The organism is Desulfosarcina sp. BuS5 (genome assembly GCF_028752835.1).
Taxonomy (GTDB): Bacteria; Desulfobacterota; Desulfobacteria; order Desulfobacterales; family BuS5; genus BuS5.
Genome location: NZ_CP087952.1, coordinates 444,761 through 463,008, shown reverse-complemented (window position 1 = coordinate 463,008; position 18,248 = coordinate 444,761). Strand labels below are relative to the sequence as shown.

At 44.9% G+C, this 18,248-nt stretch carries 14 protein-coding genes; 1 reads left to right on the top strand and 13 read right to left on the bottom strand.

What is annotated here, in order from left to right; translation table 11 throughout:
* Positions 1-85 precede the first annotated feature (85 nt).
* Positions 86-793, top strand: a complete 708-nt coding sequence (gene pyrF / locus BuS5_RS02230; RefSeq protein WP_027352588.1) for an orotidine-5'-phosphate decarboxylase — start codon at positions 86-88, stop codon at positions 791-793.
* Positions 794-881: 88 nt separating this feature from the next.
* Here pyrF and BuS5_RS02225 read toward each other — a convergent pair whose 3' ends face one another.
* The 13 genes from BuS5_RS02225 to BuS5_RS02165 form a co-directional block, all read right to left on the bottom strand.
* The gene (locus BuS5_RS02225) at positions 882-2,327 is read right to left on the bottom strand and encodes a B12-binding domain-containing radical SAM protein (RefSeq protein WP_027352589.1); all 1,446 of its coding nucleotides are present in this window, start codon (positions 2,325-2,327) and stop codon (positions 882-884) included.
* Positions 2,308-2,766, bottom strand: coding sequence for a hypothetical protein (locus BuS5_RS02220; protein ID WP_027352590.1), 459 nt, complete (start codon positions 2,764-2,766; stop codon positions 2,308-2,310). Before BuS5_RS02220 ends, BuS5_RS02225 begins: the two co-directional genes overlap by 20 nt.
* Positions 2,766-5,531 (bottom strand): site-specific DNA-methyltransferase, encoded by a 2,766-nt coding sequence (locus tag BuS5_RS02215; protein ID WP_027352591.1) that lies wholly within the window; start codon positions 5,529-5,531, stop codon positions 2,766-2,768. Before BuS5_RS02215 ends, BuS5_RS02220 begins: the two co-directional genes overlap by 1 nt.
* Before the next feature lie 210 nt (positions 5,532-5,741).
* Complete coding sequence (locus BuS5_RS02210; RefSeq protein ID WP_051374499.1) at positions 5,742-7,214, bottom strand: ATP-binding protein; 1,473 nt, start codon at positions 7,212-7,214, stop codon at positions 5,742-5,744.
* A 5-nt stretch (positions 7,215-7,219) separates the two neighbouring features.
* Entirely contained in the window at positions 7,220-10,279 is a 3,060-nt protein-coding gene (locus BuS5_RS02205) for a BPTD_3080 family restriction endonuclease (protein ID WP_027352592.1), read from the bottom strand.
* Between the two features lie 119 nt (positions 10,280-10,398).
* Positions 10,399-11,841 (bottom strand): class I adenylate-forming enzyme family protein, encoded by a 1,443-nt coding sequence (locus BuS5_RS02200; protein WP_027352593.1) that lies wholly within the window; start codon positions 11,839-11,841, stop codon positions 10,399-10,401.
* Between the two features lie 245 nt (positions 11,842-12,086).
* Positions 12,087-13,283 carry an FAD-dependent oxidoreductase gene (locus BuS5_RS02195; protein WP_027352594.1) on the bottom strand — a complete coding sequence of 399 codons (1,197 nt, stop codon included), beginning with the start codon at positions 13,281-13,283 and terminating at the stop codon, positions 12,087-12,089.
* Complete coding sequence (locus BuS5_RS02190) at positions 13,284-14,567, bottom strand: hypothetical protein (RefSeq protein ID WP_157487281.1); 1,284 nt, start codon at positions 14,565-14,567, stop codon at positions 13,284-13,286.
* A gap of 60 nt (positions 14,568-14,627) precedes the next feature.
* Positions 14,628-14,876: an acyl carrier protein gene (locus tag BuS5_RS02185; RefSeq protein ID WP_027352596.1), complete on the bottom strand. Its 249-nt coding sequence runs from the start codon at positions 14,874-14,876 to the stop codon at positions 14,628-14,630.
* A gap of 20 nt (positions 14,877-14,896) precedes the next feature.
* A complete protein-coding gene (locus BuS5_RS02180) occupies positions 14,897-15,976 on the bottom strand; it encodes a beta-ketoacyl synthase N-terminal-like domain-containing protein (protein WP_027352597.1) in 1,080 nt (359 codons plus the stop codon).
* A 3-nt stretch (positions 15,977-15,979) separates the two neighbouring features.
* Complete coding sequence (locus BuS5_RS02175) at positions 15,980-17,143, bottom strand: beta-ketoacyl-[acyl-carrier-protein] synthase family protein (RefSeq protein ID WP_027352598.1); 1,164 nt, start codon at positions 17,141-17,143, stop codon at positions 15,980-15,982.
* A complete protein-coding gene (locus tag BuS5_RS02170) occupies positions 17,140-17,421 on the bottom strand; it encodes a phosphopantetheine-binding protein (protein ID WP_198012154.1) in 282 nt (93 codons plus the stop codon). Before BuS5_RS02170 ends, BuS5_RS02175 begins: the two co-directional genes overlap by 4 nt.
* Positions 17,399-18,124 carry a lysophospholipid acyltransferase family protein gene (locus BuS5_RS02165; protein ID WP_274427976.1) on the bottom strand — a complete coding sequence of 242 codons (726 nt, stop codon included), beginning with the start codon at positions 18,122-18,124 and terminating at the stop codon, positions 17,399-17,401. The genes BuS5_RS02170 and BuS5_RS02165 overlap by 23 nt, the downstream gene beginning before the upstream one ends.
* Between the last annotated feature and the right edge of the window lie 124 nt (positions 18,125-18,248).

Below are 18,248 nucleotides of genomic sequence, written 5' to 3'. Positions count from 1 at the left end.
TCATTGGACTTAGTAAAAAATATAGACTTTGGTATTCGATTTTTTAAACCCGCTCACTTTTTATAAACAAAATATTACAAATACCGTGAAAAATATCCCCTTAAATGAACGTATAATTTTTGCCCTGGACTTTTCAGACCCCAAAGAAGCTTTACAATGGGTTGCAAAACTGGATCGCAAAATTAAATTTTTTAAAGTCGGCCTGCAGCTTTTTCTGGCAGGCTGGTGGCCGGTTATTGATCAGATCGCTGATCGCGGCAATAAAGTTATGGTCGATTTAAAATTTTTTGATATTCCGGAAACCGTAAAGCTTGCTGTGCGGCAACTGAAAGACCGGGGGGCCGCTTTTGCAACTATCCATGGCAATAAGCCGATAATTGAAGCTGCGGTAAAAGAAAAAAACGACCTTAAAATTTTGGCTGTTACGGTTCTTACAAGTTTTGATGAATCTGATATGCGTGAAATGGGGTTTACAAAAAGTGTTGAAGATTTAGTATTAATTCGTTCTAGAAAAGCATTACAATCAGGTTGTGACGGCATTGTTTCATCTCCCCTGGAGGCCGTTGCCCTCCGAAATGAATTCGGGTCAAAATTCCTCATTGTAACTCCCGGCATCAGACCGGGGCTGAACCGTGATGTTGAAAAAAACGATCAAAAACGAACAGCAACAGCAAAACAGGCTATTATTAACGGTGCCGATCATGTTGTTATTGGCCGGCCCATAAGCACATCTTCCGATCCGGTTTATACCATTCAAACAATCCAGGAAGAAATAGCCGAAGGATTAAAGTAGGGGTTTGCTTCACCTTTCCGTGCTCGCTTTTGAGCAAATTTACCTCATCCTGCAGTTTATAGCAGGTTTGTGTTTGAATATCACCGATTCATCTAAAACGTTTATTGCTTTTTGCAAATTTTAAAAAATCACCAAGATTAAGGATAAAGCGCTTCCAACTATCCGGAGAACGCCAGAGCATGGAGAAATAATTAAAAAGTGTTGCAGGACGCGTATAATATGTTTTGTAAAATTTTATAAAATGTTCTTCCAGCTTTTGCTTTGTAATCCCTTTGGGGATGAATTGAAAATTCATGCAATCCATTTGTTCCCAGTCTTCATCAAATTTTCCCAGTTCGTTTATATTTTCGTAAATCGGGGAGCCGGGAAAGGGAGTAAATTTGGCCAGATTAATGTCGTCAATGGGAAGTGAAAATACATAATCCATGCTTTTTTTAATGCTTGCTTCTGTTTCGCCGGGCAAGCCGATCATTAAAAGCCCTTTAACACGTATCCCGGCCTTTTTGATTAAATATATTTTTTGGGCCAGAAGATCGAGATCCGGATTCTGTCTGTGCCGGGCAAGCAGATCCGGATCGCCTGTTTCGATACCAAGGCTGATCATCCAGCAGCCCGCGGCTTTCATTTGCAAAAGAAGCTCAAAATCAATATGTTCGGCCCTGACAACGCAGTTGAAAGTTATTCCCAGGGGACGGTCAATCAACATTTGGGTAAACTCCGCCACTCTTTTACGATTAAAAGTAAACTGATCATCGTAAAAAGCCAGGTGCCGAATCCTAAATCGTTCTTTTAAATATTTCAAATGTTCATATAAATATATGGCCGAATTATACCGAAAACTTCGCTGAAACACAGATCTGTCGCAATAGCTGCATTGATACGGGCAGCCGCGGCTGGAAATGCAGCTTGTGCCGGGATTTTCGGGGTAGTTGAAAATCGGCATTTTGTATGCCTGGGGATATCCTTGAAGTTTTTCATAAGCTGGAAACGGAAGCGTATCAAGATCAAGCATATCCTTCCTGTAACCGGTAAAAGATATTTTTCCCTTATCTTCACGCAGCACAATCCCTTTTATTGATCCTGCCCCATCATGCCCTCTTTCAACCAGATCTGCCAGGGTTTGTTCGCCTTCGCCAACTATGGCAAAGTCGACATCCGGAAAGTGATATAAAACTTTTTTTTTCAGGGCTGAAACATGCGCTCCGCCGAAAACAGTTTTTATATCCGGCTGGATACTTTTTACAGCTCTTGCAATGCGAATGCCGTCCAGGAAATTGGAAGTGGTGCAACTAAAAGCAATATAGGCCGGCTTATTGGACAGGAGATAATCACGGATAAGAGTATCTGCGTTTGGCCTGGCATAGCAATCGACAATTGTAGTTTTTATTCCGCGACGTTCAAGAAATGCTGCAATACTGATCAGCCCGATCGGCGGCATTATGCCGGCTATTCTGGAGATATCGTGTGCTGCCGCCTCGGCTCTATAACCGAGTGGATAAACGAGCAGAATCTTGTTATTGTTTAAAGCCATCATATTCAAAGTAGGTCAGGAGATCATCATCAGATATATTTTCAAATAAAAGAGGTTTAGGTTCTTTGGGATATTTTTTATCAACATATCTGGGAATGGTGATTTCTTTGACTGTTTCTCTGATTTCAACAAATTGGGCAGCGCCGGTTTTAGGATGTGTTTCCAGTTTTCGTCTTTCCGCCCATTGATAGGCATCATCATGATGTCCTGCGTAACAAAGCATTAAATTGTCCCGGGTTTTATGGACGATTAAACGAATATCACGGTTGACCCGCACAGACCAGAAATTGAGATCCTTGGCCCTTTCAATATTGTGAAACTGCATGCCTGGATTGGCCTGATTCAATTGCAAATCAAAAGCAGTAGTTTTGACGGCCTTTTGTTCATCATTGCTTAATTTTGCAAGATTGTCGGTGAATGTATCGGCTATTCGGAAGTTCATCAGTTCACCTTGAACACTTTCATCACCTCATCACCCAGATGATTGATCACCTTCACAGCAATACGGCCGGATTTTGGTTTGTTAAACGGGCGGGATGTGTCGCTGTTAAGAGTCTCCCAGGCTTCCTGGTTGATTTCGGCTTTGAGGGTGGTTTTTAATGCCTTGTACGGATCGTTTGCGCCGAGGAAATAGGCATGGCGGACAAAGAAGCTTTCCTCGTTGTAGTCGGTATCAATGAACCAGCAGGCAATGCCCTCGGCCCCGTCACTGCGGACTTCGCCGGTGTTGGGATGAAATACATCTACGCCGTTAATTTTTACCTGAATCTGATCGTCTTCAGCATTCAGAATGTCAATGTCAGGTTCACCGAAAATTACAAACAGGTTTCCTTTGCCGGTATTTTTTAAATCATCAGCCATGTGCAGGTCGGCATTCATCCTGGCCTTAAGCACGGGTATGCGGCCAAGTTTGTCAAATTCCGATGAGTGCGCGTCGTAATTAAATGCGCAGGCAATCAGCACATCAAAATCCCCATCACCGGCTTCACGGGCGGCAGAAACCAGGTCCGGCCGTGTTACTGTGCCAAACTCAGGGCCGATGAAAATGGCGGCGCGTTTTTCAGCCTTGGTTTCAGTATAACCTTCAATATATTTGCCTTCCGCGCAAACATAGTACCCAGGCCAGGGAGTAATGGATGATAAATTGATTTTGTCTTCCTTGTGGGCCTGCTGCACGCCTGCGGTTTTAAGGTTTTCCAGAATCATTCCCGCAAAATCCTGCTTCTCTCCATAGCCCTCTTGGGATTCTGCAACAGTGTCAATCAATTCATCGTTTTCATCCACGGTCAGCACACGGTGGGGAGACAGGCTTTCAACGGTGAAAGGGCCTGCCACTCGAACCTTTTTTTTGTCTTCATAGGGTTTGTCGTAGAGATATTCAAAATCCGCTTTTGCCGCGATGGATGCATCAATTTCCTTTTGCCGGGCAATGCGGTGTCTCCACCATTCGTTATGGAATTTTTTGACTTTGTTTGACCATTTGTCGTCTGCTTCACGGGGGATTTCCCATTCTTCCCAATTTTTGCCGAGCGACTTATTGACTTTCTCTCTCAATGGCTCCAAAATTTTCAGGAATTTTTCCCAGACTACATCAATTTCTGTATTGTTAGCTATTGATTTAAGCATGATGTGTGGAACACGTTCGTAAACAAATCCTTGACGGATATTGCCTTGGGTCGGTGCTTCTGACGGAGCGGTTCGGGAGACTTCAGCTTCCTTGAGTTGCCCATCACGGCTGTCAGACAAAAGATAATAGGGATAACGAGCGCCCATGATGCGGGCGCGGGCAAGCGCAAGTGCAACACGTGAAGTGTCAATGGTGATCCAGCGACGGCCCCATTGCTCGGCAACGTAAGCTGTGGTACCCGAGCCGCATGTAGGGTCGAGAACGAGGTCACCTGGGTCTGTCGCCATCATTAGGCACCGCTGAATTACCTTCCCAGATGTTTGAACGACATATAATTTTGATTCGGCATATCCTGAAATCACAGTATCATCCCAAGAATTATTGAACGTTACTACCGGAAAATCATCAGCGAAGCGTCGATATCGAAGACGCTTGCCGATTCCTACAAGTCGACTTGCTTTTGCCAATCTTGGCAAACCTTCTTGCGAAGCCTTCCAATGAGTGTTTGGTGGAAGTTTGTATGTTTTCCCAAGATATAAGAAAGGATATGTCCCAGCTTCACTTGCACCTTGCGAACTCATATCACCAGGCATGAAGCGAGGATCCCCGGTCACTGTATGCTCTCGGATTTCGTCTTTTCCTGAATATTGAGTGTCAAACAATTGGTCGCTTTTTTTCGTAAAAAGCTGCCTATATTTAAGATGATCAATTTTTTTTGCGTACCACAACACATAGTCGTAGATATTCTCAAGATAACGAGACCCTGTGCCTGAAGTCTTTTTAAAAGCGATAGTAGATGCCAAATTCTCATCCCCAAACACCTCATCCATCAAAGCCCGTACCCGATGCACATTCTCATCTCCAATTTGAACAAAGATCGACCCCGACTCCGTCAACAAATCCCGAGCCACAGTCAACCGATCCCGCAAATAAGTCAAATACGAATGAATCCCATCCCGCCATGTATCCCGAAATGCCTTCACCTGTTCCGGTTCCCGGGTAATATGGTCAACCTTGCCATCCTTCACATCCCTACTCGTCGTTGACCACTGGAAATTGGAATTGAATTTAATCCCATAAGGCGGATCAAGATAAATGCATTGCACTTTTCCACGAAGCCCCTCGCGTTCGGCCAGAGACGCCATGACCTGCAAACTGTCGCCAAGTATCATTCGATTGGACCAGTTTGCATCGTGCTGGTAGAATTCGGTTTTTGCGCCTTCGCTGGGCAGACCGTTAAAATCGGAAAAAAGATCCATCTGTTGAGCTATACCCGACTTTTCCTGCGCCTCGGTCTGTTTGATCAAATCGTCAATCAAGACCTTTGGATGAACCTTTTCCTGGATGTACAAAGGCGGGGCATGCACTACCAGGTCAGACCAGTCCTGTTCATCCTTGCCGCGCCAGACAAGCTGGGGGTCCAGATCGCGGTTGCGGCGTTCGTATGCGATTTGAATAGGCGTTTCTTCGTCTTTTCGCATTACAGACTGATATTCAGCCGTAGGGATGTTCTTGCGGATTGCTTCAGCGTGTGTAATGGTTTCAACGGTTTTGCTGATTTTTTTCTTTTTGCGCGGCATAATTCAATCCAGTGTTGATGGTTCGTATTCTGTTCGTCTGGCTTATGTCCAGTTTAAAGTACTGGCCTTTTGCATAATGAAGGCAATTTTTAGCATAGAGCATTCATCCATGACCCAATGAGGCGTTTGATGCGTTTGTGAGGCCTTTCTTTGAATGACATGAGATGTCCCCATTGTCCCCATTTTGTCCCTTTTCCAGTATGATGAAATTCATGTCCCATTTGTCCCCATTTTGTCCCTTTTCTTCGAAATGACATAGTGGACGCCTGGTCCACGACTGCCTACTTGCTCAATGATCCCTTTTTTCTTCAAACCGTTTAGATCTCTCGTAGCAGTCTTCTTAATGGAATTTGCCACCTGTTGATATTCTGCGTTGGAGATTTTTCCATGTGTCTTTAAGTAGACCACGGCCTTTCTCTGCCTGTCGTTCAAATTATATACAGACAGCACCTCTTCCGTCAGCCAGTCCCGCCACAGTGTGTTAACGAAAGATCCCTGGCGCTGCTCAAAATCCGGTTCAGGAAGACCTGCTGCACTGCACTGCTCAATCATCATTTGGATGCCGGAACCGGCCTTTTCAATATATCGCGCTAAATAAAGAGATTCCGCAATCAGCGGATTGCCGGGCAAAGAAGGGTGGTCAACCCGCAGACTCTCCAGCGTTAAAGTACCGGGCAAAACACCGGGGTTCCAAACTTCCAGCCGGTCGACAAAGAGACGTATCTCCACGGAGGCATTACTATGGTAATCACGATGGGCAATGGCATTAACAATGGCCTCACCCACGGCATCGGGTGGAAGTTCATAAGTGGCCGGTGCGGTGATGCTGTCCGCGCGGGTGCCGACGGCCCTGTTGATCTTTGCAAGAACGAAATCGCGGGCTTGATCTACTTGTTCAAAAAGATCCCCTGTGTATATCTGCTGGGATGCAAACGGCCGTCGATACATAGTGCCGTGGCAATGAATGCACTTGGTTTCGGCAGGGCGGTGGAATCGCTGGGGATTGACTCCGAAAAGCAGTGTCGCGGCGTTGGTTGGTTTCCCATTTTCCAACAGATTTAGATGGGTGAGAAGCGCTTTTGTGCTTGTCCTGGGTTTAAGGGGAAATCCGCGTTCCCGGCGGGCGGTCTCTATAAACCAGTCGATGCGTTTGCGGGAAATCTGCTTGAGGGTCGCTCCGTCACAAGCCGAGGTGTCGAACGGCGGAATGCGCAGCGCCCCCATTCCGTCAAGATAATCAATAAGACTGGCATAAATTTCTGCGGTCAGGGCACTGACGTCTTCGACGCGGCGGCGAATCAGCCCATCACCGGCCTTTCGAATCAGTTGCTTCATTTTGGGTGCACGTTTTTTTTCGTCCCTGCCCCAAACGTAAATCAAACGGGTTTTTTGGTGTTCAGTAGCATGGTAGTACTCGTGTTCAGTGGGGGAAACGCCGTCATTGTCTTCGTATCCGTATTCGTAGCCGAAGATACCCACATAAATATCACATTGTTCAACCGCTTCAAGGTAGACCTGATCCGCAGAGCGATCCTTGGCCGGCAGTTCTTCAAAGAGAAAAACATCGGATATAAAACGACGCAAAACAGCGTCGCCAAGAAGAAAGACCTTGAGATCCCGGCGAATATCCTGGAATTCCTTTTGAACGCTGCTAATGAATATTTTCAGACGAATGGCCGGCATCCTAATTAAACCTTTCCCGTTATTAATACCTGTTCAATCATTTTATTAAATTCCGCTTCAACTTTTGCTTTAAAGTCAGATTCGATCCGGTAAACTTCGGTAAATTCAGCAAATGCCCAGCGCCCATAATGTCCGTGGTTATTTACGCCAGGAACCCAGTAGGTCTCCATAGTAGATTTTTTTTCTTTGGCATCCTCGCGGCGATATCCCTTGATTTCAACAATCAGGTTCATAGGCTTGTCCCGGCCGTCATCAATCAGGACAATGAAATCAGGCAGGTACGTCCGCATTTCAGATCCATAGCGGTATGGGACTTCCAGCCCAAGGTTATGGTTCTTGACATATGCCTTTACTTTTGGATGAGATTCCGCTACTCGGCAGAATTCGGCCTCCCAGTCGCTGTCAATAATCACCCAGTTGATATGACATCGCCGGGCATCTGTTTGCCAGCGGCTCTTTTTGGAGGTATTGAAGTTTGCGTGCATGGTGGAGCCGGTGGGATTATACGGATCAAGCACTGCTTTGACAGGTCGTTCCCCGATCAGGGAACGGGTAATGGCGGCAGTAATCCGTTCACAGGCCATGTCAGCCAGTTCCTGGTACATCAACTGGGCCGGATACGTGCCGCCTTTACAGAGCAGACAATTGTCAAGCCACTGCCTTGTGATTCTCTTGAGCTGACCAAACAAATGCAGCTCGGGATCTTTGTCAGGATCTCGCCATTTTGTGTATAGTAAACGTTTGGTAACGTGAAACAGCAGGGTTAATCGCCGCATGTCTTTTAGATGCTTCAGGCTGAGATCCACACCCTCACCGATTATGCCCTGATTTTTGGTAATAGACGGACCAACGATACCCGGTGTCAACTCCAGAACAGAGTCTTCATTAAACTCAGCCGTCAGACGTTCTTTTGGCAATTCAACGCGATAACCCTGGACACGGGGAAATTTTATTTCAAGAGCGTCGCGTTCAGGTCGAACCGCTTTGACATGGATGGTTTCTCCTGGCGGCTGAGGCGGCGCTATCACCGGTTTGGCTGTGAAATCAAACGGGATTCCCAGTATATCGGCATACTCAACATTGAAGAGACCTTCTTCGTTAAGGTCATAAGATTGACGGCGCAGAGCGCGGCCAATAACCTGTTCACACAAAAGCTGTGTTCCAAACGCACGCACGCCAAGAATATGGGTGACAGTATTGGCATCCCATCCCTCGGTGAGCATGGAGACTGACACCACGCATCGGATCGATTCACCCAGTCGTCCCTGCTTGCCGACAGTGTTCATGACCTCCCTGAGCAGATCATGATCCGTAATATTTTCAGCCTGACAACGGTCACCGGTGCGCTCGATAATTTCCCGGCGGAAACGATCAATTTCGTCGGCTGCCATGTTCCGAAAATTTTTATCCAGCGCATCGCCGGATTCCAGTTGCCGGCTGTCAATAAGCAAGGTGTTTGGACGCCCCAACTGATTGCCATGTTCATCAAAATTTCTAAACAGCTCCAAACGGCCATTTACTAACTGACTTGTACCATCTTCATTCTCCCTGTAAAAACCGGAAATATAATCATAAACCAGTTTGGATGTGGAGGTGTTGTTGCAGACAATGATAAAGCAGGGCGGCACATGAATGCCGTTTTCTTCCCATAGATCATATGTTTTTTTGTAATGCCCGTAAAGGGCTTCCAGCGCGGTCTGCAGTTCAACCGGCAGGCTGAGAGGATCAAGAACTTTTGACTTGTCTCTACCTTTTTTTGGCATTTTTTTACCAATATGCTGCCAGAGATTTCGGAATTTTGGCATCTCTTCTCCGGGTATGTTGTCGGCTACCGGTACTCTCGGCAGTTTGACGATTCCGCATTCAATGGCATCCATCAATGAAAAATCACTCATGGTCCATGGAAACAGGGTGCCTTCGACATAACCGGAGCCGCTTAAAAAAAATGGTGTTGCCGATAAATCAATAACACGCGAAATGCCGAGTTTTCGATTAACAGTCTCAAGACCGGAAATCCAGAGACGTGCGGCTTCATTATTTTTTTGGGCTTCTTTTTTATCATCACCTTTCAAAGTACTTACATCATTTTCGCCTGGTTTCTCTCGATAACAATGGTGCCCCTCATCATTGAACACCATGATATTTTTTATTCCCATGAGGTCGGGCATCACCCGCTGAATCATCTGGCCTTCTGTTTCTAATGTATTTAAAGCTTCGCCCCGGCCCTGAAGCAGGGAACGACCTCCCCTGGAAAGTTCCATTCGTTCACGCTGTTTAAACGCATGATAATTGGTAATTACAATTTTTGCCCGTTTCAGATCAGAAAGCATATCGTTTGGCACCAATTCACGGCTTGCATAGTAGCTGTCCGGATCATTGGGAAAAAGTACGCGAAGCCGATCGCGGATAGTTATGCCCGGAGTGACAATCAGGAAACCTCGTGTAAATTTTTTACTGGTGGGGCGACGCACGGCATTGATGGTCTGCCAGGCAATCAGCATTGCCATAACGGTAGTTTTACCTGTGCCTGTAGCCATTTTCAGAGCCAGGCGCATAAGTTCCGGGTTTGCGTCGTTGTTTGCGTTTACAAGATGTTTAAGAAAGCCTTTTTCGCTTTTACCGGATTTTGGGGCGACCTCGGTAAGCCAGATGGCCGTCTCGATTGCTTCCACCTGACAAAAGAATGGGCGGATATCATTGAACTTATGGTGACGCCAGTGCTGAATCAGGCGGGCCGTTTCGGGACTAACTTTCCAGTCATTTGGATTCTTTAAAGTTCGCCATTTATCCACATCACGACGAAGGGCATTGATGATCGGCGTTGGGTCGTATTGTTGCTCTTTAGTTGAAAGCCCCTTGCCCTCGTCGAAAACAAATTCCTGTTGTTGGGGCGCATCTTTGTTTTTGCGTTTTTTCGGCTTTGGAATCGGAGTGATGAACTTTGCGCTGCGACGGTTTTTAATAATTCGCTGTGTCGGCTGGCCTTCATTATCAAGCTCCCAGTGCAGTGCCGGATATTCATATGGGGAGTTGAGGATGGGTTGTTCAAAGAATCGATTATCCATTATAAATCAAACCTTTCAAACATTTTTTTATGCAACTCCAATACATTTTGTATGTAGATCAATAAATTAAATTTTATATCTTTAAAGCGGCAAGAAATCCACCATTCCTTTATAGATCATCACCGTTTGAGTTTGCCGCTGGCTGTCCTGTCTAATTCTTTTACAAGTATAAATTCTTTGGGCACTTTATATGAAGCAAGGCGCTGATAGCAAAATTTTCTGAGTTTGTTTAAATCAAAATCGTCTGTTGTCCCGTTTTTCAGCACTATCCTGGCACATGGCAGTTCTCCGTAAATATTGTGCGGATTGGCGTAAACCAGGGAGTCTTGCACCTCATGGTACTGATTAATTACATATTCCACCTCATATGGAAATATCTTCATGCCGGTAAAATTTATGATGTTTTTTTTACGCCCCGCAATAAAAAGGAAACCGTCATTATCCAGTCTGCCAAGGTCGCCGGTCGCAAACCATCCGTCCGGTGCAACCTGGTTTCTGCTCCTCCATGGTGAAAAATAGGCATCAAACATCCCTTTGCCCTTTATATATATTTCACCGATTCCCTCTTGATTCGGATTTGCAATTCTGACCCTGTAATCAGGAAGAATTTTTCCTGCAGATTCACGTTTGGCAGGGTTTTTTGAATTATTAATAAACGGAAGCCCGACCTCAATCAAACCGTAGGCCTGGGAGAGTTCCAATCCGAATTTCCTGTGAAAATCGGCGGCTGTGGATACAGATAAATGTGTGGCGGTTGATACTGCCAGACGGTAGCAACTGAATGTTGCAGGCGGGAACATATCTGATTTTATCATCATTCGGTAATGAAAGGGTGATGCATAGATAAATGTGCCCCTATTGTTTTTCAGTCCTTGCTGCAGTGAATCGGGAAACGAGCCTGAACAGATTATAATGGTTGCGCCTTGCCTTAAAAAAAGCAAAATTGTGACCACAAAATGAAAACTCATGGAAAGCATCCAGATCACCACATCATCGGAAGTTATATCCAGAGCATTATTAGCAGCATCCGTTCTTTGAACTATGGTTTCATGGGAAAGGAGAACCCCCTTGCTCTCACCTGTAGTTCCTGATGTAAATCTTATAAACGCAGGATTAAGATTGTGATACTCTCCGGGCAAGCTGTTGTCTGCCCTGCGTTTATAAATCCAAAGTTCTTTTGTCACAACAATATCGGCAAAAACAATCTTGCTGTCATTACTATAGGATTCAGTAGAATATTCAGATCTGTCAAAGATAAAAAAGTTTACGTCTATCCGGTCAATAAGCTCATCCGTTTCGGCATGTGAACAAGAATCCGGAACCGGAACTATCACCGCATAAACGGAGAGTACTGCCAAACAGGTAATGATATAATCTATAGAGTCTTCACATAATAATCCGACCCGATCTCCCTGCCCTAGACCGTTTCTTTTTAACTCGTCGGCTGCTTTATTAATCTTAACCAACAGTTCTTTATAGGAAAGCTTATCATCGTTCTGTATAACTGCGATTTTATCCTGAAAAGCCGAAGTTTCCTTTCTGATTAATTCAACAATATTCATTTTTTATGCTCCGCAGATAATCTTTGCAAATAGTCCGCATTGGTACAACAAATTTTATTTCCCGAAAAACAACCTTTATCGATTCCCGCAATGGATGACAGACCTTGTTTAGCTGGAGGGGTTTTGATGCTTTGATCAATAAAATAGAGATAAACTTTTTCTATAGATTTTCAGATAATTAATTGCACAAGGCCAGAGGGAGGAAGGCGTATTATAATACTCCGACGACCGATAACGCAGTGAAATTATTTATGTGGAAATCTATATCCTGATGCGGCGACTTGGCCGGCCTGCTCACCCATCGACATACAGGTGCCCATAACCCGGGTGGAGCCTAATGCTTCACCGGTTACTGATATACATCGTCCGGCGCATAAAAAATTTTTTATCATTTTATCCTTGAGACATCCGAAAGGAATTGTATAGTAATCACCAGGTAACAGATATTGATAGCGTGGGCCCCTGTTTTGGTACCAAAACTCTATCGGCCATGAACTTTTGACTATGCCGTCAGAAAACTTTTTACCCTTTAACACATCCTCTCCGGTCAATAAATATTCGCCGCTTAAACGGATCCCCTCCCGGTCAACTACGGCTGAAGATTTTTCCATGATGTAAGAATCCCGAAAAGCAGGGATCTTTTTTCTAAGAACAGAATGTACCAGCCGGGCATCCGCTTGTGCCTGTAACACTCTATTCGCTTCTGAACCGGGAGGAATGGCGAGCCGGCAAAAACCTTCATCCCCATCATCCTCTGCAATAAAAGTGGTAAACTTCAGGTGAAAAGGAATCTTTTGTGCTCTTACCGCCCGGGCCAGATAGTACGGCACCTTAATACTTGCCATATCATCCGGAGGGTAAAGGCCCTTGAGCTTAAATGTAAATCCTGCCAATTGACGTTTATCCGGCGTCGCCGATCTGTATTTCAAGCCTGCTAATTTAATTATTACACCATCACCCGAACAATCTATGACAAATCCGGCCTTGATATCAATTTGGTCCATTAAATCACATGCGGTTACGGAAACAATTCTGTCATGCCCTGATTGCACGGAAACAGCCCTGGTATTATACAAAAGGACCAGGCGGTCAGTGTTTTCACTCAATGCCCTGAAAACAGAAACAAGATCTCCTGTTGAAAACGGGAGGACATACACCCTTCCCATTTTATAAATATTTGTCCCTGGAGCAAGTCTTTTTAATCCCGCCGTGATTTCACGCGCAATACCCCTGTTCAGGGTCTTCCCCGGCATTGTTACGCCGTTTAAATAGAGCCCGCAAATAAAACTATGCAAACCGGTAACAGCCGTGCCGCCCGGGAAATCATTTTTTTCAATCAGAATAGTTTCAGCGCCTGACCTGGCAGAGGTGACGGCGGCGCATAAACCGGCAACACCACCCCCCACAACCAGCACTTCACATTCTATTTGTTTGCGGGACATTTAGGCTCCAAGCACGGATTTCAAGACGCCTGTAATCAAGTTTGCCTCATTATCGGACAATAGATCCTGCTTATAGGATAAAACAGCGTTGAGTTTTCCTTTAAATTTTTGAAAAAATATTCCAATACCGGGCGGGACAGGAACCCTGGGCATATGGGTAAGGTTTAATACCTCCCGGCCCATAAATTCATTTGACTTGAATGCGGATTCTCCAACATAAGAAAAACTGAAAGACGAAATGACTCCCTTGAAAGGCAGGAGTATCAGGCGGCTCAATAGAGCAGGGGGCGCAATTCGTAAAAGCATTCCGGCTTCTATAAAATTGTTCAGCACGCCGTTCCGGACCTGGTCATATATCTGAGACTTGATGGAGTTTAAAATAAAATTCAGGTCATCTGATTTGTCCGCCTTAATTTTGAGCATAAAAAAAGAAACATGGTTAAAAAATACTTGTTTTTTAATCTTTTCAGGTGAACGCATATCTATTCCGACCGGCACAAGATAATCACTGCCCACTATTCCCCTTGCTTTAAAAGCAGAATGCAGTGCATTAACAGAGGATGCCAGCAGAAAAGGCATCAGCATCAGGTATCCGGCCTCATTATTCGATTTTTCAATAATTCTATCGCTCTTGTCCTTGCTGAAAAAAAGCAACTTAAATTTAAAATCAGGATATTTTAAAGGCGGCCCAACAGGTAAAACAAGCGGAGGCGCATTTTCAGCTATCCGTAATAATAAGCGGTTGACCTTTTGCCCTGCCTTGAATTTTCTAACCCACCCGGAAAGATGAGGAGGTTCCGTAACAGAAACATCCGTTGACAGTTCAAAATTGCTGTCCCATTCATCCTGCAGCAAACCTAAAAATGCCTCGGCTCCCCTCCCGTCCAGCAAGCGGTGGTCGAATGTCATAGCTAAAAAACTTTTTTTTCCCGCTTTTATGAGATTAAACGCAAGATGTTCCTTTTCGCTGTTAAATGGGGCATTAACAGATCGTTCCAGCAAGCGGATTATCCAGCCGTTTTTTGCGTCTGTTCCGATTTGATCAGTATTAAACGGTATCCTGACAGTATTTTTTTCTGATGGTATTTTCCAGTATGGGGCAAGGTTAAAAGCCCGCGCCGGATGCCCTGACAGGAGTGGATACTTTTGGATCAACTTCTTAAGTGCGCTTTTAAGTTGATTTTCATCCAATTCACCTGCAAGCTCAAAGACAAGCTGTGATATGTTTCCAACGCCGGTGGCCTGTTTGGTCATATAGTCAAACACATGGACAAGCCAGTCCATACCGGTCAAATATCGCCTGTCTGTGATATTTTTTAATAATACTGAAAGAAGCATATAAATTTATAAGGGCGGGTTGCTCATTTTGCTTATGGTAAATGAAAGGGAACGGACAGTCTGAAAATCTTTTTTGGTCAAACCTGATTCCATTAATTGTATCTTAAATGTTTTTTCAATAAAAACAAGAAGTTCAACAAAGCTCAAGGAATCAACTCCGAGTTCATGCAGGGGTGTTTCAGGCAATATTGCAGCAGGATCTCTGGATAAAATTACCGCAAGTTCATTGACAAGGGTTTCTTCGATATGTTTCATTTTCCTCCATAAGGGCTCGCTCAAGCTCCGGCCCGCCGCAGGCTGACAGCGGAAGTTTCTCCACTGCAATTATTTTTTATACATCTGATATAATCAATATCCGCAGGTTCGGTTTTTAAACACAGGTTTACGGAGTGGGGATTATCCTGAACCGGGCACCTGTATTTAACCCGGTTTTTCAGCATCAAAGCGCCGGCTGCGCAATTAAAAGCGCTGCCTGCCATCATGCTGCCGGAAACAGGTGCATATCCTGTAATTATTGCACCGGATGAGGCAAATTGCAAGTATCCAGTCTCATCGCCTCCCATTCCGTCGGCATCAAGAATATACATATCGGGTCTCTTTTCGTCAATTAAGTTGTTTCCCGTTGTTACAGATGAAATTTTACAATACTTTCCCGGCCTATCTTGTTTAGAGACAAGGAAAAAAACGGATCCTTCTCCTGGAACAGCCGGCGCAACAGGAGAAAACCGGAAAGGCCTGATCTTGCCGTCCCCTGCAATTTCAAGCTTTTCCGCACATATATATTTCATCACATCGCTGCATTCGTCCACACTTCCAACCAGAACATTATCACATCTTTGCTGCTCAATCCAGAGTCCGGCCAGAATCAGGGCCTGGTGAAAGGAGGATTTAAATTGGGTCAGTGTTAAAGTAGGCCCGTGAATGTTCAAGACTGATGCGATATAGGATGCAGCGGCATTATGAACTGAATTGGAAAAAAGAGTCGGGGATACTCCTCCGTCGCCATAATCTATAATATCATTAAGAAAACGAAACGTTGTTGCATGGGGACCGAATGCCGTTGAAAGAATTATTCCTGTAGATTCGATCTTGTCGGCGCCAAGGCCGCTGTCAATAACAGCATCACAGGCCGCAAGAACCGCCATTTTGCTGAATTTATCGGCCCTGCGAATTCTTTTTAACAGTTTTTTATCGACGAGATATTCCTTATTAACTGTGTATACAGGCAAAGACTTATCAGGAAGCAGGGAGTATGGTTGCTGAAGCGGAGGGACCCAGCCCTCGATCAATGCCGCCTCAAAGTTGTTGATACCACGTCCTCTTGTAAAAACCGTACCTATTCCGGTAATATTCATTCGTTATTCCAGGCTGATAATCAGCGCAGTATTGGCGCCTCCGAAGGCCAGTGATGTAGAAAGCGCAAAAGTACCCTTTACGGGAGTAATCTTTGTGACCGGGCTGATGGATATTTGATCATCAACAGATTTGAAACCCGGGCCGGCCGGAATCCAGCCCTCTTTCAGGCCTATTGCGGTAAATGCGGCTTCAAGACCTCCGGCTGCTCCAAGAGTATGCCCGGTAAAACCTTTGGTGGAATAAAATTTAATTTCAGACCCGAACATTTTTAACAGCATTGCGCCTTCAACCTTGTCGTTTTCTCTTGTGCCTGTGCCGTGTGCATTGACAAAGGATATATCATCCGGGCTTATACTGGCCTCATCCAGCGCGGCTTTAATTGCAGATTCCAGTCCTGCGCCTTCAGGATGCGGCGCTGTGAGATGGTAGGCATCGCCTGCAGAGCCGTATCCGGACAGAAATAATAATGGTTCAATGCCTCTGTTCCGTGCAGAAGCTTCCGGCTCCAGAACCAGAATCCCGGCGCCTTCTCCCAGGTTTAATCCGTTTCTTTCCCTGTCAAATGGTCTGCATGCCGAACCGGACAAAATGCCAAGCGAACCAAAGCCGCAAAACGGAACCCGGTTAAGTTCGTCCGCGCCTCCTGCAATAGCTATATCACAAAGCCCGCTTTTCAGCCAGGCAGCAGCAACACCGATTGCATCAGCGCCTGATGAGCATGCATTTACCACTGTCATTTGAGGTCCGTCAACTTGTAATGTACAGGCAATACTTTCGGCAAGGTTGCCATTTAAATAACGATCCACCGGTTCTGCAGGGCCGGCGCCGCTGCTGCGGTATTTACGATAAAAATCTATATCATTCAACTGGCCGGCCACAGTGGTGCCAAGGCAAACCCCCACACGGTACGGAGAGAGCTTATCCGAGAGGCCTGCTTCGGCCACAGCCTCTCCGGCAGCAGTCTGGGCAAGCCGGATGGTGCGCATACCATCTTGTTGCTTCGTTATGTATAGATTTTTTACTTCAAAAACAGGATACGATAAATCCGTCGAAAAGCCGGAGACCGGGCCGGGATTGCCGATGCCGGATTTGAATGTTGCAAGTGTCTCTTTGACACCTCTGCCAGCGGCGGAAATGATACCGGTTCCGGTTATTGCAATCTTCATTGGTTAATGTTTTCATAAACATAATTTGCAAGGGTCTCGATTGAATAAAATATTTTTTGACCCTGCTCCATATCCTGTATTTCAAGGCCGAAGTTCCTCTGGAGAATTACCACTATTTCCACTGCGTCCAGGGAATCAAGACCAAGCCCGTCACCAAAAAGAATTTCATCGTCTTTTATTTCTTCCGGGTTAATATCATCAAGCGCCAGGTTTTCCACAAGAAGTTTTTTTAACTCTTCACGAATCTCCGGCAAACTATTGCCCTGCTGCTCTCCCATCAACTATCTCCTTTTTCCAAACATCATGAAATAAAAAACATTGGTAAGGATGTTTTGATACAAATGCTTCAATAAGTTCTGCAAAACTCATTACCCAGTATCTTAATTGTTCTTTTTTGTTTCTTCTGCCCTTATATTCAGGGCGTAATATATTGCTAACATCCACTAAATAGCTCGTATAGTCGACTTTAGCTGCGAATAAAACAACTATCGGGCATCCCTGTGCCGCAGCCATGCTGAAAGCGCTGTATGGAAAGAATGCTGTTTCTCCGAGAAATGGAATATCCAATGTGTTTACGCCGTAACTCCTGTCGCCCATGATCGAAACAATATGTCCATTTTTCAAGGCATTCATTATTTCGATAACACCTCCCATATATTGATCAGGCGATATTATCTCTATCGCTCCCTTTTCTATTCCCACCTGAAGCGTTTCAATAACAGCCGGGTTATCCTCCCTGCGCATAAGGAGATATACTTTTTTCCCGATTTTGTTTAATGCAGTCAGAGCTATCTGCCAGTTGCCTACGTGTGATGTAAGTAAAATAAACCCCCGGTCGGAATTGTCCGCTATATTAATCAGACATTCATATCCGTTTAACCGCATATTAAAATCGACTTGTCCGGAAACAGCCGCATATCTGTCAATAAGCTGTTTTCCCTGATTGATTAAGAGTATGTATATGTGAAAACAGGATTTCAAAAAACCTGCTCCCGGAAATCTTTTGTGAATATAAGCCCGAGCGGCTGAAACAGCCGTCCTGTCAAAAAGAAAATAATAAAGACATACAAAATATAGTAAACCGTATGCCCCTTTTAATCCGAAA